The sequence below is a fragment of the Pseudomonas sp. NPDC089554 genome, from assembly GCF_050280645.1.
Taxonomy (GTDB): Bacteria; Pseudomonadota; Gammaproteobacteria; order Pseudomonadales; family Pseudomonadaceae; genus Aquipseudomonas.
Window position 1 is genome coordinate 12,970 of record NZ_JBNNVR010000065.1, and the last position, 19,191, is coordinate 32,160.

At 63.5% G+C, this 19,191-nt stretch carries 19 protein-coding genes and 1 pseudogene; 11 read left to right on the forward strand and 9 right to left on the reverse strand.

Features of this window, described 5'->3' with window-relative positions; genetic code table 11:
* Nucleotides 1-30 precede the first annotated feature (30 nt).
* On the forward strand, nucleotides 31-504 hold the full coding sequence (gene greB / locus ACQKPE_RS18225) for a transcription elongation factor GreB (RefSeq protein ID WP_427668010.1): 474 nt from the start codon (nucleotides 31-33) through the stop codon (nucleotides 502-504).
* On the opposite strand, the gene ACQKPE_RS18230 is transcribed toward greB, so the two are convergent.
* Nucleotides 501-3,008 carry an ABC transporter permease gene (locus ACQKPE_RS18230; RefSeq protein WP_427668012.1) on the reverse strand — a complete coding sequence of 836 codons (2,508 nt, stop codon included), beginning with the start codon at nucleotides 3,006-3,008 and terminating at the stop codon, nucleotides 501-503. The two genes, greB and ACQKPE_RS18230, sit on opposite strands and share 4 nt — an antisense overlap.
* Complete coding sequence (locus tag ACQKPE_RS18235) at nucleotides 3,008-3,691, reverse strand: ABC transporter ATP-binding protein (protein ID WP_427668013.1); 684 nt, start codon at nucleotides 3,689-3,691, stop codon at nucleotides 3,008-3,010. Before ACQKPE_RS18235 ends, ACQKPE_RS18230 begins: the two co-directional genes overlap by 1 nt.
* 10 nt (nucleotides 3,692-3,701) lie before the next feature.
* On the opposite strand from ACQKPE_RS18235, the gene ACQKPE_RS18240 reads away from it, so the two are divergent.
* The 3 genes from ACQKPE_RS18240 (at nucleotide 3,702) to ACQKPE_RS18250 (ending at nucleotide 5,732) form a co-directional block, all read left to right on the forward strand.
* Nucleotides 3,702-4,307 (forward strand): arylesterase, encoded by a 606-nt coding sequence (locus ACQKPE_RS18240; RefSeq protein ID WP_427668015.1) that lies wholly within the window; start codon nucleotides 3,702-3,704, stop codon nucleotides 4,305-4,307.
* Nucleotides 4,308-4,364: 57 nt separating this feature from the next.
* On the forward strand, nucleotides 4,365-4,646 hold the full coding sequence (locus ACQKPE_RS18245; RefSeq protein WP_427668016.1) for a hypothetical protein: 282 nt from the start codon (nucleotides 4,365-4,367) through the stop codon (nucleotides 4,644-4,646).
* A 108-nt stretch (nucleotides 4,647-4,754) separates the two neighbouring features.
* Nucleotides 4,755-5,732, forward strand: a complete 978-nt coding sequence (locus tag ACQKPE_RS18250) for a L,D-transpeptidase family protein (RefSeq protein ID WP_427668018.1) — start codon at nucleotides 4,755-4,757, stop codon at nucleotides 5,730-5,732.
* 122 nt (nucleotides 5,733-5,854) lie between these two features.
* Here the strand turns inward: ACQKPE_RS18250 and oprI are convergent, their stop codons facing one another.
* Complete coding sequence (gene oprI, locus ACQKPE_RS18255; RefSeq protein WP_003259780.1) at nucleotides 5,855-6,106, reverse strand: outer membrane lipoprotei OprI; 252 nt, start codon at nucleotides 6,104-6,106, stop codon at nucleotides 5,855-5,857.
* 507 nt (nucleotides 6,107-6,613) lie between these two features.
* Between oprI and ACQKPE_RS18260 the strand changes: the two genes are divergently transcribed.
* A complete protein-coding gene (locus ACQKPE_RS18260) occupies nucleotides 6,614-6,895 on the forward strand; it encodes a GNAT family N-acetyltransferase (protein WP_427668020.1) in 282 nt (93 codons plus the stop codon).
* Between the two features lie 58 nt (nucleotides 6,896-6,953).
* Here ACQKPE_RS18260 and ACQKPE_RS18265 read toward each other — a convergent pair whose 3' ends face one another.
* Nucleotides 6,954-8,030 carry a 3-deoxy-7-phosphoheptulonate synthase gene (locus ACQKPE_RS18265; RefSeq protein WP_427668022.1) on the reverse strand — a complete coding sequence of 359 codons (1,077 nt, stop codon included), beginning with the start codon at nucleotides 8,028-8,030 and terminating at the stop codon, nucleotides 6,954-6,956.
* A gap of 240 nt (nucleotides 8,031-8,270) precedes the next feature.
* Between ACQKPE_RS18265 and ACQKPE_RS18270 the strand changes: the two genes are divergently transcribed.
* The 3 genes and pseudogenes from ACQKPE_RS18270 to cysB all read left to right on the forward strand — a co-directional run bounded on the left by ACQKPE_RS18270 (nucleotide 8,271) and on the right by cysB (nucleotide 10,930).
* Nucleotides 8,271-9,215: a putative 2-dehydropantoate 2-reductase gene (locus ACQKPE_RS18270; protein WP_427668024.1), complete on the forward strand. Its 945-nt coding sequence runs from the start codon at nucleotides 8,271-8,273 to the stop codon at nucleotides 9,213-9,215.
* 110 nt (nucleotides 9,216-9,325) lie between these two features.
* Nucleotides 9,326-9,823: a universal stress protein gene (locus ACQKPE_RS18275; protein WP_427668026.1), complete on the forward strand. Its 498-nt coding sequence runs from the start codon at nucleotides 9,326-9,328 to the stop codon at nucleotides 9,821-9,823.
* A 127-nt stretch (nucleotides 9,824-9,950) separates the two neighbouring features.
* Nucleotides 9,951-10,930 (forward strand): annotated as a pseudogene (gene cysB, locus ACQKPE_RS18280) (HTH-type transcriptional regulator CysB).
* A 54-nt stretch (nucleotides 10,931-10,984) separates the two neighbouring features.
* Here the strand turns inward: cysB and ACQKPE_RS18285 are convergent.
* The 5 genes from ACQKPE_RS18285 to ACQKPE_RS18305 all read right to left on the reverse strand — a co-directional run bounded on the left by ACQKPE_RS18285 (nucleotide 10,985) and on the right by ACQKPE_RS18305 (nucleotide 16,357).
* Nucleotides 10,985-11,719 carry a phosphoadenylyl-sulfate reductase gene (locus ACQKPE_RS18285; RefSeq protein ID WP_427668028.1) on the reverse strand — a complete coding sequence of 245 codons (735 nt, stop codon included), beginning with the start codon at nucleotides 11,717-11,719 and terminating at the stop codon, nucleotides 10,985-10,987.
* 92 nt (nucleotides 11,720-11,811) lie between these two features.
* Nucleotides 11,812-13,155, reverse strand: coding sequence for an aminodeoxychorismate synthase component I (gene pabB / locus ACQKPE_RS18290; protein WP_427668030.1), 1,344 nt, complete (start codon nucleotides 13,153-13,155; stop codon nucleotides 11,812-11,814).
* 144 nt (nucleotides 13,156-13,299) lie between these two features.
* Nucleotides 13,300-14,280 (reverse strand): alpha-L-glutamate ligase-like protein, encoded by a 981-nt coding sequence (locus ACQKPE_RS18295; RefSeq protein ID WP_427668032.1) that lies wholly within the window; start codon nucleotides 14,278-14,280, stop codon nucleotides 13,300-13,302.
* Nucleotides 14,280-15,815, reverse strand: a complete 1,536-nt coding sequence (locus tag ACQKPE_RS18300) for an inactive transglutaminase family protein (protein ID WP_375100802.1) — start codon at nucleotides 15,813-15,815, stop codon at nucleotides 14,280-14,282. Before ACQKPE_RS18300 ends, ACQKPE_RS18295 begins: the two co-directional genes overlap by 1 nt.
* A gap of 5 nt (nucleotides 15,816-15,820) precedes the next feature.
* The gene (locus tag ACQKPE_RS18305) at nucleotides 15,821-16,357 is read right to left on the reverse strand and encodes an ATP-dependent zinc protease family protein (protein ID WP_427668034.1); all 537 of its coding nucleotides are present in this window, start codon (nucleotides 16,355-16,357) and stop codon (nucleotides 15,821-15,823) included.
* Between the two features lie 276 nt (nucleotides 16,358-16,633).
* Between ACQKPE_RS18305 and ACQKPE_RS18310 the strand changes: the two genes are divergently transcribed.
* From ACQKPE_RS18310 to ACQKPE_RS18320, 3 genes are all read left to right on the forward strand, one after another.
* Complete coding sequence (locus ACQKPE_RS18310; protein ID WP_427668036.1) at nucleotides 16,634-17,350, forward strand: GntR family transcriptional regulator; 717 nt, start codon at nucleotides 16,634-16,636, stop codon at nucleotides 17,348-17,350.
* Nucleotides 17,347-18,237 carry a methylisocitrate lyase gene (gene prpB / locus ACQKPE_RS18315; protein WP_427668037.1) on the forward strand — a complete coding sequence of 297 codons (891 nt, stop codon included), beginning with the start codon at nucleotides 17,347-17,349 and terminating at the stop codon, nucleotides 18,235-18,237. Before ACQKPE_RS18310 ends, prpB begins: the two co-directional genes overlap by 4 nt.
* A gap of 62 nt (nucleotides 18,238-18,299) precedes the next feature.
* Nucleotides 18,300-19,191 (forward strand): citrate/2-methylcitrate synthase (locus ACQKPE_RS18320; RefSeq protein WP_427668039.1); only part of this gene is annotated, 892 nt, incomplete at its 3' end.

A 19,191-nucleotide genomic window follows, 5' to 3' on the forward strand; every position in this document is an offset into this window, starting at 1 on the left:
CTGCCGCGGATGCGCTGAGGAGAAGCCGGCTTGAGCACCAACATCATCACCACCGAAGGTCACGAGGCCCTGAAGAAGGAGCTCGACCACCTGTGGCGTGTCTATCGTCCCGAAATCACCCAGAAGGTCACCTGGGCTGCCTCGCTGGGCGATCGCAGCGAGAATGCCGACTACCAGTACAACAAGAAGCTGCTGCGCGAGATCGACCGCCGTGTGCGCTACTTGCGCAAGCGTCTGGAAGACGTCAAGGTCGTCGCTTATTCGCCGCAGCAGGAAGGCAAGGTGTTCTTCGGGGCCTGGGTCGAGATCGAGAACGATGAAGGCGAGACCATGACCTTCCGTATCGTTGGCTACGACGAGATCTATGGGCGTAACGACTACATCTCCATCGACTCACCGATGGCTCGCGCCCTCCTCAAGAAAGAGGAGGGCGACGAGGTGGTGGTGCACACGCCGACTGGCGAGGCGAATTGGTATATCAACCGAATCCGCTACGGCGCTTAGGCCTCGCGCAGCACGCTCAGCGGCGTCGCATTCAGCGCCCGCCGGGTACCGAACACGCCAGCTGCCCCCACCAGTAGCGCACCCACCAGCGGCAGCACCAGCAGCCAAGGGTGCGGGGCCCAATGCAGGTCGAACGCGTAGCGGTACAGCACCAGGGTGATGAGTTCACAGCCCAGCGCAGCCAACAGGCCGCTGGCTGCACCGAGCAAGCCGAACTCGATGCGCCGAGCCTTCACCAGCAGCGCACGCCCCGCGCCAAGTGCGCGCAGCAGTGCGCCCTGGCGAATACGCTCATCAAGGGTCGCCTGCAAGCCGGCGAACAGCACCGCGAGCCCCGCAGCCAGCACGAACAACAGTACGTACTCAACGGCCAGGGTGACCTGGGCGAGGATGCTGCGCAGTTGGCCGAGCAAGGCGTCGACCTGAAGGATCGTCACTGCCGGGAACGCTCGCGACAGCGCCACCACATCCACATCGTGCCCAGGCGCCAGGTAGAAGCTGGTCAGGTAGGTGGCGGGCAGGCCTTGCAGGGTGCCGGGTTGGAAGATCATGTAGAAGTTCGGCTGGAAGCTGTCCCAATGCACGCTACGCAGGCTGCTGACCTTGGCCTGGCGGTGCTGGCCGCCGATGTCGAAGGTCAGCAGGTCGCCCAGTTGCAGCTTGAGGCTTGCCGCCAGCTCCGACTCCACCGAAACGCCGGGCGGGCCATTCTCTACCGGAGCCTCCTGCCACCAGTTGCCAGCGGTCAGGGCATTGCCTGGCGGCAACTCGGCGGCCCAGGTCAGGCTGAGGTCGCGTTGTACTGCGCGGTCGCCCTGGGATTCCTTGCTGACGATCTGCTGTACGGGCTGCTCGTTGATATGGGTCAGACGCCCGGGAATGACGGGGTAGAGCGGTGCCGAGCGGGCGTTGACCTCGTGCAGGCGCTGGATGAAGGGTTCACGCTCGTCCGGCAGGATATTGAGGGCGAAGTGGTTGGGCGCATCCTTGGGTAGCTGCGCCTGCCAGTTGTCCAGCAGTTCGGCGCGCAGCAGCGCCACCAGGGCCATCGCCAGCAGGATCAGGCCGAAGGCCAGGGCCTGACCAGCGGCGGCCAGCGGGTGACGCAGCAACTGGCCCAGGCCCAGGCGCCAGGGCAGCGGCGCGCCACCCAGCAGGCGCCGCAGGCTACGCAGCCCGAGCAGCAGTAGGCCGCCGAGCACGATGGCGGCGAGCAGCCCACCGCCGAGCAGGGCGAAGGTCAGCAGCAGGTCGAGGCTCAGGCGCCACATGATCAGGCCTAGGGCGAGCAGGGCGGCGCCATAGACCAGCCAGCTGCTGGGCGGTACGGGGAGCAGGTCGCGACGCAGCACCCGCAGGGGCGGAACCCGGCCCAGCGCCGCCAGTGGTGGCAAGGCGAACCCGGCCAGGGCTACCAGCCCGGTGCCGATGCCGGCCAGTGCCGGGATGATGCCGCCAGGCGGCACTGTGCTGGGCAGCAGCCCCTCGAGCAGCCTGAACAGCCCAAGCTGTGCCAGCCAGCCCAGTACTGCGCCTGTGACCGCTGCGGCGAGGCCGAGCATGGCCAGTTGCAGGCAATACAGCCCTAGGGCCTGGTGCCGGGACAGCCCCAGGCAACGCAGCAGCGCGCTGGCGTCCAGGCGTCGCGCCGCATAGCGGCTGGCCGACAAGGCTACGGCGACCCCGGCCAGCAGTACCGCGACCAGGCTGGCCATGTTCAGGTAGCGCTCGGCACGCCCCAGGGCGCCGCCGATCTGTCGGTTGCCGTCGCGGGTGTCGAGCAGGCGCTGGTTGGCGGCCAGCGTTTTTTCTGCGTCTTGCCGATAGCTGGCCAAGCTGTCCGGCTCGCCGCGCCAGAGGTCGCGGTAGGTCACCCGGCTACCGGGTTGCACCACCCCGGTGGCGTCCAGGTCGGCCAGGTTCATCAGCACCCTGGGCGTGAGGCTGTAGAAGTTGCCGGCGCGGTCTGGCTCATAGGTCAGTACCCGGGTCATGCGCAGCGTCTTCATGCCGACGTCGATGCTGTCACCCACCGCCAGCCCCAGCGCCGCCAGCAGCCGAGGTTCGACCCAGGCCTCGCCGGGCGCAGGGCCGCCGCCGGGTGTCTCGACGCCATAGGGTGCTTCTGCACTGCGCAATTGGCCGCGCAGGGGGTAGGCGTTGTCGGCAGCCTTGATGCTCGACAGCTGGATGCCCGCGTCGGTACCGACCACGCTGGTGAACTCCACCACCTGCGCATGTTGCAGGCCCAGCGCCTTGCCAGCGGCGACCTGCGCCTGCTGGGAGGGTGAGGAGCCCTGCAGTACCAGGTCGGCAGCCAGGAACTCGCTGGCCCGCAACTGCATGGCGCCGTTCAGGCGCGCACCGAAGTAGCCGATGGCGGTGCTGGCGGCCACGGCCACCAGCAAGGCGAAGAACAGCACCCGTACCTCACTGGCACGGGCATCGCGCAGCAGCTGGCGCAGGGCCAGGGCGCACAGGCGCACGAAGGGCAGACGGGTCATCACGGCTCCAGGGGCGCCACCAGGCGGCCAGCGTCCAGGCGAATGAGGCGGCGGCAGCGTTTGGCCAGGCGCTCGTCATGGGTGACCAGTACCAGCGTGGTGCCGCGCTCCTTGTTCAGATCGAACAGCAGGTCGCTGATGCGCTCGCCGGTGTGGCTGTCGAGGTTACCCGTGGGCTCGTCGGCGAACAGCACCGCAGGCTGGGCGGCAAAGGCCCGGGCGATCGCCACCCGTTGCTGCTCGCCGCCTGAGAGTTGGCGTGGGGTGTGGGTCAGGCGCTGGCCCAGGCCGACGCGCTCGAGTAGCTCGCGAGCGTGCTCGCGGGCATCGCGGCGGCCGTCCAGCTCCAGTGGCAGCATGACGTTCTCGAGGGCGTTGAGGCTGTCGAGCAACTGGAACGACTGGAATACGAAGCCCACGTGCTCGGCACGCACCCGGGCGCGTTGGTCCTCGTCCAGTGGGCCGAGGTCGTGGCCGGCGAGAATGACGCTGCCGGCACTGGGCCGGTCGAGGCCGGCCAGCAAACCCAGCAGGGTCGACTTGCCGGAGCCGGAGGCGCCGACGATGGCCAGGCTGTCGCCCTGGTCGAGGGTGAGCGAAAGCGCGTGCAGGATGGTCAGGTCGCCTTCCGCGCTGGGAACCACTTTGCTAAGGTTCTGCGCAACGAGAATGCTGGGGCTCATGGAGAATCCGATGCGAGTGTGGTGGTTGAGTACCGGTCTGGCCCTGTATTGCCTGGCCCAGAGCGCGGCGGCGGGAACATTGCTGGTTGTCGGCGATAGTATCAGCGCCGGTTTTGGCCTGGATACCCGCCAGGGATGGGTTTCCCTGTTGCAGCAGCGCCTGCAGGAGCAGGGTTTCGACGACAAGGTGGTCAATGCGTCCATCTCCGGCGATACCAGCGCAGGAGGCCAGGCGCGGCTGCCTGCGCTGCTTGCAGAGCACAAGCCGGAGCTGGTGGTACTGGAGCTGGGTGGCAACGATGGCCTGCGCGGCCAGCCTCCACAGCAATTGCAACAAAATCTTGCTTCGATGATCGACCGCTCTCGCGAGGCAGGGGCCAAGGTGGTGTTGCTGGGCATGCGCCTGCCGCCGAACTACGGCGTGCGCTATACCACGGCGTTCGCCCAGGTCTATGAGCAGTTGGCCACGCAGAAACAGGTGCCTTTGGTGCCGTTCTTCCTGGAAGGGGTGGGCGGTGTACCGGAACTGATGCAGGCCGATGGTATTCACCCTGCGCAAGGGGCCCAGCAGCGCTTGCTGGAAAATGCCTGGCCGGCGATAAAACCCTTGCTGTGACGCTTTTATCGGGCGCGGCTTTCGGCTAATGTTGCGCGCCCCCGATTGGAGCCCCCGATGCCGCGTCCCGCCTGGTCCCTCTATGCCTACCAACTGATCGAGCCCGATGAGCAGCTCGACCTGTTTGCGTGCCAGGAAGTGCGTGTGCATCTAGTTGCCCGTCAGCTCGAACTCGGGGCGCCGGTCGATCGTACCTTGTGCGGTGGCCTGCTGCCTGCGCAGCCACGCTGGTCGGGTGTGGAGCGTTCGGTATACCGCGATGGCCGCCTGTGCCCGCTGTGCAAGGCGATACTCGAAGCCCAGCGATGCGGTACGCGCCCGGTCTGGCCGGAACTCTGAGCAACCTTTCATCATCTGAAACGTTTACAGGCTGCGGTGACGCCTCCCGCTGCCCTCGGGCCGGGTGTACAATCTCCCATCTTGACTACCTTTCGAAGGATTTACCGGATGTTGCCGCGCTTTCCCGCCGTCACCCGTTGCCTGCCTTTGGCCGCTCTGCTGATGATCGGCCCTGCCGTTGCGCTGGAATTGCCGCTGCCGCCGCCTGGCGAGGATGTGGTGGGCCAGGTCCGGGTGATAAAGGCCAAGTACGAGGACACCTTCGCCGACATCGGCACGGCCAACGACCTCGGCTATCTGGAAATGATCGCCGCCAACCCGGGTGTCGACCCTTGGTTGCCGGGCGCGGGCACCGAGATCATCCTGCCGACTCGCTACGTGCTGCCGCCGGGCCCGCGTGAAGGCATCGTCATCAACCTGGCGGAGTATCGCCTCTACTACTACCCGAAAGGGCAGAACGTGGTGCATACGTTCCCGCTGGGCATTGGTCGCGAAGGTTGGGGTTCGCCGGTCGCCAACACCAAGATCACCGCCAAGACACCGAACCCGACCTGGACGCCCCCTGCTTCGATTCGCGCCGAGCACGCTGCCGATGGCGATATCTTGCCGGCCGTGGTGCCCGCCGGCCCGGACAACCCGCTGGGCCCGTTCAAGTTCACCCTCGGCTTGCCGAGCTACCTGATCCATGGCTCGAACAAGAAGTTCGGCATCGGCATGCGCACCAGCCATGGCTGCTTCCGTATGCTCAACAACAACGTGCTGGAATTGTCCAAGATGGTGCCGGTCGGAACCTCGGTACGCATCATCAACGAGCCCTACAAGTTCGGTGTGAGTGCTGGCAAGGTCTACCTCGAGGCGCACACCCCGTTGGACGACCATGGCGATCCATCGGTTGTCGATAAGCACACCGCCGTCATCAATGCACTGCTCAAGCGTGAAGACCTGGCCAATAACCTGCGCATGAACTGGGATATGGTACGTGACGTGGTTGCCGCCGAAGATGGTATGCCGGTAGAAATTGCCGTACCGGTCGATGGCGCAGGCGCTGCGCCGATGGTTTCGAGCATTCCACCGGAACTCCAATAGCGAGTGCCGAGCGAGCCAGAAGGCCTGCCTTAGTGCAGGCCTTTTTGTTTGCGGTGCGTTTAGTTGGCAATAAAAAAGCCGACCCACAAGTGGGTCGGCTTCTTAACAATCCGTGAGGATTATTACTTGCGGCTGGCTTTGTCCAGCATGCGCAGAGCGCGCTCGTTGGCTTCGTCAGCGGTCTGCTGAGCCTTCTGAGCGGCTGCCAGAGCGTCGTCAGCCTTACGGTAGGCTTCGTCTGCACGGGCTTGAGCGCGAGCTGCTGCGTCTTCGGTAGCAGTCAGACGAGCTTCGGTTTCTTTGGATACGCTGCTGCAACCGGTAGCCAGAACTGCGGCCAGAGCCAGAGCAGAGAATTTCAGAACGTTGTTCATCGTGTTCCCCTTCAAGGACTTTCTATTAAATAGCCATCTCTCGGAAAGGAGAAACTGGCCGGTGTACATAGTACCCATTACTTGTAGTAAGTAAACTGACAGAGCGCAAGAACTGCAAAAAAAATGTTGCCAAGGGCCGCGTGCGACAAGGTTTGTAGGGAAATTGTGAAAGCGCCCGCACAGTGATCGCAAGCGACTGTACCAGCAGAAACTTTTTGTTGAACTAACAGTGACTTTGGTGGTCTTTCGGCGTCTTAAAGCTAGAACATCCGGCGTGTTGTTTCACAGAGGTCTGTTGCCGCGACAAAATCCGTTTTCACGGATTTTTACCCGTTGGCACCTTGAGCAATCCCGCTTGGCACGCCTACTATTTGAGGTGGCATCAGGCGCAGAACGTTTCGTGCCGTGCCGCTGTCCAAGTGGCATGACGTGGCGTAGAGGTTCCTCCGCCGGATAAACCATCGGTTAAGGTATAGGTCTGCACAGTCGGGCCTGCGAGGAGTAGTGATGAGTGAAGCGCTGACCATCCACCATGACCAGGCCGGTCATCAGTTCGAGACCAGCGTGGACGGTCACCGGGCCTACCTGACGTACATGGACCTGGGCAAGCAGACGCTGGACATCTACCGCACCTTCGTGCCGAATGCCTTGCGCGGTCGCGGCATTGCCGCCGCGCTCACCGAAAAGGCCCTGGAGTACGCCGAGCAGATGGGCTACACGGTGATCCCTTCGTGCTCCTACGTCGAGCGCTACATGGAGCGGCAGCAGCGCCATTCCACCAAGGCCTGAACCTTATGCAAACGAAAACGCCGGGCATTGCCCGGCGTTTTCGTTTGTCCAGCCTGGCTCAGCCGCGCTGGCGCTTGGGCAGCACGTCCTTGAGCTTGGCGTGCATGCTGCGCAGGGTCTTCTCGGTGGCGCTCCAGTCGATGCACGCATCGGTCACGGAGACGCCGTATTGCAGTTCGTCGAGGTTCTTTGGAATGGCCTGGCAGCCCCAGTTCAGGTGGCTTTCGACCATCAGGCCGATGATCGACTGGTTGCCTTCGAGGATCTGGTTGGCCACGTTCTCCATGACCAGCGGCTGCAGGGCAGGGTCCTTGTTGGAGTTGGCGTGGCTGCAATCGACCATGATGTTGGCCTTGATCTTCGCCTTGGCCAGGTCCTGCTCGCACAGGGCGACGCTGACCGAGTCATAGTTGGGCTTGCCGTTGCCGCCGCGCAGCACCACATGGCCGTAGGCGTTGCCCTTGGTGGTGACGATGGACACGCCGCCTTCCTGGTTGATGCCCAGGAAACGGTGAGGCTTGGAGACCGATTGCAGGGCGTTGATCGCCACGGTCAGGCCGCCGTCGGTGCCGTTCTTGAAGCCGACCGCCGAGGACAGGCCCGAGGCCATTTCCCGGTGAGTCTGGGACTCGGTGGTGCGCGCGCCGATTGCCGACCAGCTGATCAGGTCCTGCAGGTACTGCGGGGAGATCGGGTCGAGGGCTTCGGTGGCGGTGGGCAGGCCCATTTCGGCGAGGTCCAGCAGCAGCTTGCGACCGATGTGCAAGCCGTCCTGGATCTTGAAGGAGTCGTCCAGGTACGGGTCGTTGATCAAGCCTTTCCAGCCAACGGTGGTGCGAGGCTTCTCGAAGTACACGCGCATCACCAGATACAGGGTGTCGGAGACTTCCTCGGCCAGCACCTTGAGGCGCTCGGCGTATTCGTGGGCGGCCTTGATGTCGTGGATCGAGCAGGGGCCAACCACGACGAACAGGCGATGGTCCTTGCCGTCGAGGATGTTGCGCACCACTTCGCGGCCGGCAGTCACGGTCTGCAGGGCCTTGGCGCTGAGGGGGAGTTCCGTCTTGAGCTGATCGGGGGTGATCAGGGTCTCGTTGGAGGCAACGTTGAGGTCATCGATCGGTAAATCAGCCATCGTGTTACTCGTCAGGTCACGGGTGCCGGCCGCCAGCAATCCCCGTGCGGCCCAGCAGCAGATTGTTCGCAGCGGGGAGCGGAACCTTAGCGCGTTACAGGGGGCGCGACAATGGGCTACCCCTTGTCTACAGGGGGTTTTTGCCGTTTTCCGTACTGGGCGGGTCGCTTGCTTGGCGCTAGCATGTGCAGCGCCGGCTGATAAGCGGTCGACACGCCCATATTCAGACAGGAGCAAGGCATGGACTCTGGCAACCCTCGTATCGGCATCATTGGCAGCGGCGCCATCGGTGGCTTCTATGGCCTGATGCTGGCCCGCGCCGGCTTCGACGTGCATTTTCTGTTGCGCAGCGAGTTCAGCGCCGTGCAGGCCAATGGCCTGACCGTGAACAGTGACGTGCATGGCCAGCTGCATATGAAGGTGCAGGCCTACGCCAATGCCGCCGACATGCCGCCATGCGATTGGCTGCTGGTGGGGGCCAAGGCCACCAGCAACGCCGAGCTGGCGCCGTTGATCGTGCAGGCAGCAGCGGCGGGTGCCAAGGTCGTGTTGCTGCAGAATGGCCTGGGTGTGGAAGAGCAATTGCGCCCAGCCCTGCGTCCGGACCTGCACCTGCTCGGTGGCCTGTGTTTCATCTGCGTCAACCGTGAGGCCCCCGGGGTGATTCGCCACCAGGCCCTGGGCGCGGTCAACCTGGGTTATCACAGCGGTCCGGGTGAAGGTGCGGGTGCAGTGCTGGAGCAAGGGGCGGCGTTGTTCCGCGCTGCGGGCGTGGACTCCCAGGCCATGGACAACCTGGGCCAGGCCCGTTGGCAGAAACTGGTGTGGAACGTGCCCTACAACGGCCTGTCGGTGCTGCTGCAGGCCAGCACCACGCCGCTGATGAGCGACCCCTCCAGCCGCGACCTGGTGCGCGCACTGATGGCCGAAGTGGTGCAGGGCGCCAGCGCCTGTGGCCATGTGCTGCCCGATGGCTATGCCGAGCATCTGTTCCGGGTGACCGAGCAGATGCCCGATTACTGGCCGAGCATGTACCACGACCATGCCCAGCAGCGCCCGCTGGAGTTGCAGGCCATCTATGGCGAGCCGCTGGCCCGTGCCCGCGAAGCCGGGTGCAGCCTGCCGCGCATCGAGGCGCTGTACCAGGCCTTGGCTTTCATCGACCGCCGCAACCAGCAGTCCTGAACCTTGCATGCCTTGCCGTCCGTGCCCTGTAGCGGCGGATGACCGGGCGCTACGGCATGGCGCTGCTAAGCTGAAGCTTGCCCTGCCGCAGCGGCAGTCGAGGAGGTCGAATGATCCGTTCCATGCTGTATGCCTCTGACCTCGGTGTTTATGCGCCCTTCGTGATGCAGCACGCCTTGGCCCTGGCGCGCTCGTTCAGTGCGGAGTTGTATGTGATCCATGCGGTGGAGCCGATGGGCCAGTTCGCCGAATCTCTCCTGCAAAGCTACCTCGACGAGCAGACCCTGGATGCACTGCACAGCGAAGGCGTCAACACGGTGATGGCCAACATCGAGCAGCGGGTACTGGAGAACTTTCGTGACGAATTGGGCGAAGCGGCAGACCTCGCCTTGATACGCGCGGTGCGGGTGCGTCAGGGCGACCCGGCCCAGGTGATCCTCGAGCAGGCCCAGCGCCTGGCGGTCGACCTGCTTATATTTGGCAGCCATAGCCATGGTGCAGGGGTCGATGTGCCGATCGGTCGTACGGCTGTGCGGCTGTTGCAGTTGTCCTCGGTGCCGGTCTACATGGTGCCTTTGGCACAGCATTTGGGGCGTAGGAAAGGGTGATGCTGGCAGTAAGCCATTTCCGCTGATCGTAACAAAATAGTTCTAGATTTATTTCTCTTACCACTAATATAGTTATAAATCGTCGCTGCCAGCAGCCGGTGACCTACCGCTGATTTGAGGGATACCTATGAAGCTCCAACAACTGCGCTACATCTGGGAAGTGGCGCACCATGACCTCAACGTCTCCGCGACTGCGCAGAGCCTCTACACCTCGCAACCCGGCATCAGCAAGCAGATCCGCCTGCTCGAGGACGAGCTGGGTGTCGAAGTCTTCGCCCGCAGCGGCAAGCACCTGACCCGCGTGACCCCGGCTGGCGAGCGCATCATCAATACTGCTGGCGAGATCCTGCGCAAGGTCGAGAGCATCAAGCAGATCGCCCAGGAATTCTCCAACGAGAAGAAGGGCACGCTGTCCATCGCCACCACCCACACCCAGGCGCGCTATGCGCTGCCACCGGTGATCAGCAGCTTCATCAAGCAATACCCGGAAGTCGCCCTGCACATGCACCAGGGCTCGCCCATGCAGATCGCCGAGATGGCGGCCGATGGCACGGTCGATTTCGCCATCGCCACCGAGGCGCTGGAGCTGTTCGGCGACCTGATCATGATGCCGTGCTACAAGTGGAACCGCTGCGTGGTGGTGCCCCAGGGGCACCCGCTGACCAAGCTGCCGAAGCTGACCCTCGAAGCGCTGGCAGAATACCCGATCGTCACCTACAATTCGGTTTCACCGGCCGCTCCAAGCTCGACGAAGCCTTCAATCACCGTGGCCTGACGCCAAAGGTGGTGTTCACCGCAGCCGACGCCGACGTGATCAAGACCTACGTCAGCCTGATGGTGGGCCTGGGCGTGGGCATCGTGGCCAAGATGGCGGTCGATACCAAGCTCGACAGCGACCTGGTGTGCCTGGATGCCAGCGAACTGTTCGAGGCCAGCATCACCAAGATCGGCTTCCGTCGTGGCACCTTCCTGCGCGGCTTCATGTGCGACTTCATCGAGAAGTTCGCGCCGCACCTGACCCGTGAAGTGATGGCCAAGGCCATCCAGTGCCACAACAAGCAGGAACTCGAAGAGCTGTTCGAAGGCGTCGAGCTTCCGGTGCACTGATCGTACAGGTACAAAAAAACCGGCCGATCGGCCGGTTTTTTTGTGCCTCGCGAATCAGGCCTTGCTGATCAGGTTGCCGGCATGCAGCCCGCACTCCTTCTGGGTGGCTTCCTCCCACCACCAGCGGCCTTCGCGCTCGTGCTGGTTGGGCAGTACCGGGCGGGTGCAGGGTTCGCAGCCAATGCTGATGAAGCCGCGCTCGTGCAAGCTGTTGTAGGGCAGTTCAAGCATGCGGATATAGCCCCAGACTTCCTCGCTGCTCATCTGGGCCAAGGGGTTGAACTTGTACAGGGTGCGTTCGGGCGTGGAAAACGCGCTGTCGATTTCCAATGCGGCCACCTGGCTGCGGGTGCCTGGGCTCTGGTCGCGGCGCTGCCCGGTGGCCCAGGCGCTGACGGTGGAAAGCTTGCGGCGCAGCGGCTCGATCTTGCGGATGCCGCAGCATTCGCCGTGGCCATCCTTGTAGAAGCTGTACAGGCCCTTTTCCTTGACGAAAGGGTCGAGCTTGTCGCGGTCGGCGCTGAGGATCTCGATCGGCAGCTTGTACTGCTCGCGCACCTGGTCGATGAAGCGATAGGTTTCCGGGTGCAGGCGGCCGGTGTCGAGGCTGAACACCTTCACCTGCTTGTTCAGCTTCCAGGCCATGTCCACCAGCACCACGTCTTCGGCGCCGCTGAAGGAGACCCACAGCTCGTCGCCGAAGTGTTCGAAGGCGAGCTTGAGGATGTCCTGCGGGGACTTGTTGGCATAGGCCGCTGCCAGGGCGGCGACGTCGAAGGCTTGGCTCATCAGGCGGTTTCCATCTGTGTATGGCGCTGTGCGCTCGTAATGCTGCGATGGTAACAAAAAATGGCAGAGTAGACGCTGTGCCCGTGCCGGGCTCAGAGGCTTTGCAGCGTTTCCATCAGCACGCGCACCTTGGCGATCGACTCTTCGTATTCCGCTTCCCATTGCGAATCCGCGACCACTGCGCCGCCGCCCCAGCAGCACACCTGGCCATCCTTGACCAGCAGGCTGCGGATGGCAATGGAGCTGTCCATCTCGCCACGCACGTCCACATAGAGCAGTGAACCGCAGTACAGCGCCCGGCGCGTAGGTTCCAGTTCGTCGATGATCTGCATGGCGCGGATCTTCGGCGCACCGGTGATCGAGCCGCCGGGGAAGCTGCCGGCGATCAGGTCCAGGGCGTCCTTGTTCGCATCCAGTTGGCCGGTGACGCTGCTGACCAGGTGATGCACGTTCGGGTAGCTTTCCAGGCTGAACAGCTCCGGCACTTTCACCGAGCCGACCTGGCAGCTGCGGCCCAGGTCATTGCGCAGCAAATCCACGATCATCAGGTTTTCCGAGCGGTCCTTGGGGCTGGCAAGCAGTTCGGCAGCGTTGCGTGCGTCCTCGGCCGGGTCTGCGGCGCGTGGGCGAGTGCCTTTGATCGGGCGGGTTTCCACGCGGCCCTGGCTGACCTGGATGAAGCGCTCTGGGGAAAAGCTCAGCAGCGCGCTGCCGTCGGCCAATTGCTGGAAGCCCGAGAACGGGGTTGGGCACGCCTGGCGCAGGGCCTGGTAGGCGCGCCAGGGGTCGCCCTGGCAGGGCGCGCGGAAGCGTTGGGTGAGGTTGATCTGGTAGCAGTCGCCGGCGTGGATGTAGCGCTGCACTTGGTCGAAGGCTGCCTGGTACTGCGCAGGCTGAAGGTCGCCGCGCATCGGCGCGAGCAGGGCGAAGTGGTTTGCTTCGTCAGCGTGCTGTGCTTCGAACAGCTGTACCAGGCGCTCGCGTTCGGTGTCGGGCACGCTGGGGTGAAAGACCAACTGCGTGGTGCGTAGGTGATGGTCGGTGACCAGTGCCCAGGCATATAGCCCCAGGCAGGCATCCGGCAGAAGAAGGTCATCGTTGGCGAGCGCCGGCAGGTGCTCCAGGCGTCGGCCGAAATCGTAGCTCAGGTAGCCGATCAGGCCGCCGGCAAACGGCAGTGTCATGCCCCCGGGCAGGTCTGCGTGGCCAAGGCCCGCAAGGGCTTCGCGCAAGCGCTGCAAATACGCCGTGCCGCTTTCCCCATCGCCTGCCTGGAACTGCTGTAGCGGCCAGGCGCTGAGCAGGTCGAAGCGTCCGCGCTCGGCAACCGGGCGGGCGCTGTCCAGCAGGATCGCGCCCGGGGCCTGGCGCAGGCAGCTGAAATACAGCGCGGGGTCGGCGTGGTAGGGCAGGGGGTGCAGCGTACAGGTCGGCATGCGCGTGGACGGTGTTCAAAGCGTGGAGGGCGATTGTAGTCGCGTGCAGGACAAGCGCCTAGCGTTGGCTGCGACATCGCATTGGCGAAGGAGCGACGCGATCACGGGGCAGGCCGGATCGCTCCGGCTTGCCCCATGATGGGTTTACTGCGGATGAACGTGGCCGAACAGGCCTTGGGCCACTTTCACTCGCTGCTCGGCGTCTTCGCTGACACCCTCCTTGGCCAGCGCCTCGAGGTGCGCCTCGATGGCGTGGGTGCGTTGGGTCAGGCCGCAGTCGTTGGCGATCTGGATGTTCAGGCCGGGGCGGGCGTTGAGTTCGAGAATCAACGGGCCCTTGTCCTGGTCCAGCACCATGTCCACGCCGATGTAGCCCAGGCCGCACAATTCATAGCAACTGGCGGCGAGCTTCATGAAGCCATCCCAGTTCGGCAGTTGCACGCCGTCCACCGCGTTGGTGGTGTCAGGGTGCTTGCTGATGATTCTGTTCAGCCAGGTGCCGCGCAGGGTCAGGCCGGTGGCCAGGTCGACACCCACGCCGATGGCGCCCTGGTGCAGGTTGGCCTTGCCGCCGGACTGGCGCGTCGGCAGGCGCAGCATGGCCATGACCGGGTAGCCCATCAGCACGATGATGCGGATGTCTGGAACGCCTTCGTAGCTGATGCTCTTGAAGATCTGGTCCGGGGTCACGCGATACTCGATCAATGCGCGGTCGCGGTGCCCGCCCAGCGAGTACAGGCCGGTGAGGATGCTGGAGACCTGGTGCTCGATTTCCTCGTGGCTGATGATCTTGCCGGACACCGTGCGGTAGCGGTCCTCGAAGCGGTCGGCAATCACCAGGATGCCGTCGCCACCTGCACCCTGGGCCGGCTTGATGACGAAATCGCTACGCCCGCCGATGATCTCGTCGAGCTTCTCGATCTGCTTCTCGGTCTCGATGATGCCGTACATCTCCGGCACATGGATGCCGGCCGCCAGCGCGCGCTCCTTGGTGATGATCTTGTCGTCGACGATCGGGTACAGGTGGCGCTTGTTGTACTTGAGTACGTAGTCCGCGTTGCGCCGGTTGATACCCATGATGCCCCGGGCCTCCAGGGCTTTCCACGTCTTGATCAGTCCGAACATCAGGCGTCAGCCTTCTTCAGGAATGCCTTGAAGCGCACGAGCTCGGTCAGGCGGTAGCCGCGGTAGCGACCCATCGCCAGCATGAAGCCCACCAGGATCAGCAGTACCGCCGGGAAGGTGAAGACGAAGTACACCGCTTCCGGCACGGTCATCAGCAGGTGCGCGATGGAGGCGGCGAACAGGGTGCCGACCGCCACTTTCATGGCATGGCCACCGCCGCGCTCTTCCCAGGTGATCGACAGGCGCTCGATGGTCATGGTCAGGATCACCATCGGGAACAGCGCGACCGACAAGCCGCGCTCCAGGCCCAGCTTGTGGCTGAACAGGCTGATGGTGGCGATCAGCACCACGACGAAGGTCAGGACCACCGACAGGCGCGGCAGCATCTGTAGTTTCAGGTGTTCGAGGTAGGAGCGTAGTGACAGCCCCAGCGCCGTGATCACCGTGAACAGGATGATGCCGAAGCCCAGCTGGGTTTCGCGGAAGGCCAGGGCGATCAGTACCGGGGTGAAGGTGCCGAGGGTCTGGATGCCGATCAGGTTGCGCAGCACCAGGATCACCAGCACGCCGATCGGGATCATCACCATGATCATGAAGGTCTGCTGGGTTTGCAGCGGCAGGCCGTACAGCGAGTATTCGAGGAAGTCCGCGTCGGTGTTCTCGTCGGTCAGCTTGGCCAGGCGGATGGCGTTCATCTCGCTGTTGTTCATGCTGAAGGTGACTGTGGCTTTTCTGCCACCATCGACGGTAATCAGGCTTTCATCGCCCGACCACCACAGCAGGCGGTCGTTGGGCAGGCCCTGCTCGCCGGTTTCCGGGTTGAAGTACAGCCAGTCGTTACCGTTGAAGCTGCGCAGCCACAGCTCGGGGTTTTGCGGGGTGTCGGCCACCAGGCGGATGGTGTGGACCTTCTCCATCGGCACGTGGGCGATCGACAGCAGCAGGTCGATGACCTTGGCCTTGTTCATCGGTGAGGCATCGCCGGCCAGCAGCAGCTTGACGTTGTCGTCGTTGAGGTTGTTGACGCGCTTGATGGTTTCGCTGACGAAGGTTTCGACATCGGCCGAGTGCTGGCGAATAGGCGCCATCAGCGCCTCGGCGGCGATCTTCTCGGGGCCCTCGACCGCCAGGCTGTCACGGAAGGTCGGGCCCTTGATCTTGACCTTCTCGGTGCTGTAGCGCTTGGTCAGCACCAGGCGGTAGTACAGGGTCTGGTTGCCGGTGGCACGGCGCGCCGACCAGGTCACCTTGCGGTTGCCATCGGCGCGGTTGACGCTGACACCGTAGTTGTTGGAGATGAAGCTCTCGTTGAGGCTGACGTAGTCCCGGCTCAGCGGTGGGACGAACATCTGGATCTTGACCGGGTCTTTCGCGTTGGCGACGAACTCGACCTTGGCGTCGATGTTCCACAGGTCGTCGGTCTCGTCTTCGGTCACCGGGATGCCGAGGATGAAGATCTGGTAGCAGGTGACCGTCACGCCCAGCAACACCAGGATGGTGATCAGGACTTTCAGGTGGAGGGTAAGAGAGCGCATCGGGATTACTCTACTTTGGGAGCTTCGGTGGCACAGGCGGGTTTGCCGGCCGCGTATTTGAGGCTTGGGTCGACCAGCGCGTCGAAGTGCTTGAGCGCCTCGGAGCCGATCAGCAGCGGGAACTGGAACGAGCTGCGGTCGGTGAGGTTGACTTCGATGGTGCGCATGGCTCGGCCCATGCAGATGTTCAGTTCGATGACCGGGCGGGCGGTATAGGCCTTGCCTTCCTCTGGGTCATAGTCGCCGGCGCGGCGCTTGATCTTGCTGACCCGCGCCAAGGGGCGTTCGATGGGGCGCGAATGGGCTGTGTCGACGGCCAGGTAGAAGCGTACCCAGCTTTCACCATTGCGCTTGAAGCGCTTGATGTCGCGCGCACTCAGCGAGGCGGTCTTGGCGCCGGTATCGAGCTTGGCCGCCAGCTCCAGGTCAAGGTCGGCCAGGCGGGCGTATTCGTTAAGACCATACACGGTCTTTTCCGCCGCATGGCTCAGGGCCGGCAGCAGGGGGAGGCAAAACAGCAATGAATAAAGCGTGGGTCTCATAGTCCTGGCGCGGTGCTTGTGGGGTTCAAGGCAGGGCGCAAGCGCCTCGTTCATTCTGTCGACAGCATCAGTTGCTGACAGCCACGCAATCCGTATTCCGTGGGAAGCGCGGCATTCTATCACGCCAACGTACCTACGCCAGCGCGCGGGGTTCAGACAACGGTGGTGTGGGCGAGTTCGTTATTAGACAATTGTCGACAATGTTGTTTTTGTCTTTGACTTGACGCCTCTGTTTCGCTAGTTTTTGCGCTATAGATTTTAAAGGTGTCGACAATCATGTTGGACATTTCGCCCTCCATGCACCCAGTTGTAGACGAAACCGAAACCCTTTCGGAAAATGTCTTCCGGCGCATCCAGGCGGCCATCGTCAAAGGGGAAATCGCCCCCGGCAGCAAGATCTCCGAACCGGAACTGGCGCGCACCTACGGCATCAGCCGCGGCCCGCTGCGCGAGGCCATCCATCGCCTGGAGGGCCAGCGCCTGCTGGTGCGGGTGCCGCATGTCGGGGCTCGGGTGGTGTCTCTGAACCACGCCGAGCTGGTGGAGCTGTACGAGATCCGCGAATCGCTCGAAGGCATGGCCTGCCGCCTGGCCGCCGAGCGTATGAGCGTAGCCGAGATCGACGAACTGCGCCGTGTGCTGGAAACCCACGAACGCGACGCGGCCTTCCAGGCGGGTGTCGGCTACTACCAGCAGGAAGGCGACTACGACTTCCACTATCGGATCATCCAGGGCAGCGGCAACCAGACCCTGGTCAAGATGCTCTGCGGCGAGCTGTACCAACTGGTGCGCATGTACCGCCTGCAGTTCTCCGCCACGCCCAACCGCCCACGCCAGGCCTTCGCCGAACACCACCGCATTCTCGATGCCATCGCCGAGCGCGACGGCGAGCTGGCCGAACTTCTGATGCGTCGACACATCGGCGCGTCCAAGCGCAACATCGAGCGCCATTACCAGAGCGCCGACAACAATAGCCCACGAGGTGATTCATGACGTTGAAGAGCACGCCCGGCCAGCGTTTGCGTGACGCGGTCGCTGCCGAACATCCGTTGCAAGTGGTTGGCGCCATCAATGCCAACCATGCCCTGCTGGCCCAGCGCGCCGGCTTCAAGGCCATCTACCTGTCCGGTGGCGGTGTCGCCGCAGGTTCCCTGGGCCTGCCGGACCTGGGGATCAGCAACCTGGATGATGTGCTCACCGATGTGCGGCGCATCACCGATGTGTGCGACCTGCCGCTGCTGGTGGATGTCGACACCGGCTTCGGCGCCTCGGCCTTCAACGTTGCCCGTACCGTGCGTTCGATGAGCAAGTTCGGCGCGGCGGCCATTCATATCGAAGATCAGGTCGGCGCCAAGCGGTGCGGCCACCGGCCCAACAAGGAAATCGTCTCGCAGCAGGAGATGGTCGACCGCATCAAGGCTGCTGTGGATGCCCGCACCGACGACAGCTTCGTGATCATGGCGCGCACCGATGCACTGGCCGTCGAAGGGCTGAACGCCGCGCTGGACCGTGCGGCTGCCTTTATCGAAGCCGGCGCCGACATGCTGTTCCCGGAAGCGATCACCGAGCTTGCCATGTACAAGACCTTCGCCGACCGGGTGAAGGCGCCGATCCTGGCGAACATCACCGAGTTCGGTGCCACGCCGCTGTACACCACCGAGGAACTGGCCTCGGTCGACGTGTCCCTGGTGCTGTACCCGCTGTCGGCGTTCCGCGCCATGAACAAGGCCGCCGAGAACGTCTACACCGCGCTGCGCCGCGATGGCACGCAGAAGAATGTGATCGACACCATGCAGACCCGCATGGAGCTGTACGACGCCATCGGCTACCACGCCTTCGAGCAGAAGCTCGATGCGTTGTTCGCACAGAAGAAAGGGTAAGTACGGCCCACCCGAATTAGCCAGAAAGACTTCATAACAAATTCAAGAAAGGAGAAACCCTCATGGCCGAAGCAAAAGTACTCAGTGGCGCTGGCCTGCGTGGCCAGGTAGCCGGGCAGACCGCACTGTCGACCGTTGGCCAGGCCGGTGCCGGCCTGACCTACCGTGGCTATGACGTGCGCGACCTGGCCGCCAACGCCGAGTTCGAGGAAGTGGCCTACCTGCTGCTGTACGGCGAGCTGCCGAGCCAGGCCGAACTTGCTGACTACAAGCGCAAGCTCAAGGGCCTGCGTGACCTACCGCAGGCGCTCAAGGAAGTGCTCGAGCGTATTCCCCGCGATGCCCACCCGATGGATGTGATGCGCACCGGCTGCTCGGTGCTCGGCACCCTGGAGCCGGAGCTGACCTTCGAGGCCCAGCGCGACAAGACCGACCGCCTGTTGGCGCTGTTCCCGGCGATCATGTGTTACTGGTACCGCTTCACCCACCACGGTGTACGCATCGAAGGCAGCAGCGACGAAGACACCCTGGGCGGGCACTTCCTGCACCTGTTGCATGGCAAGTCGCCGAGTGCCCTGCATGTGAAGGTGATGAACGTCTCGCTGATCCTCTATGCCGAGCACGAATTCAACGCCTCGACCTTCACTGCGCGGGTGTGTGCCTCGACCCTGTCGGACCTGTACTCCTGCGTCACCGCCGCCATCGGTTCGCTGCGCGGCCCGCTGCATGGTGGCGCCAACGAGGCGGCGATGGAGCTGATCGAGCGCTTCCAGAGCCCCCAGGAGGCGGTGACCGAGCTGCTGGCGATGCTCGAGCGCAAGGACAAGATCATGGGCTTTGGCCATGCCATCTACAAAGAGTCCAGGGGTGAGGCCCGCAGTTGGGCGGTAGTTGTAGTCATGGTTTCAATTCCGGAGCGAGGGCTTTTTGTGGGAGCGGCCTTGTGTCGCGATA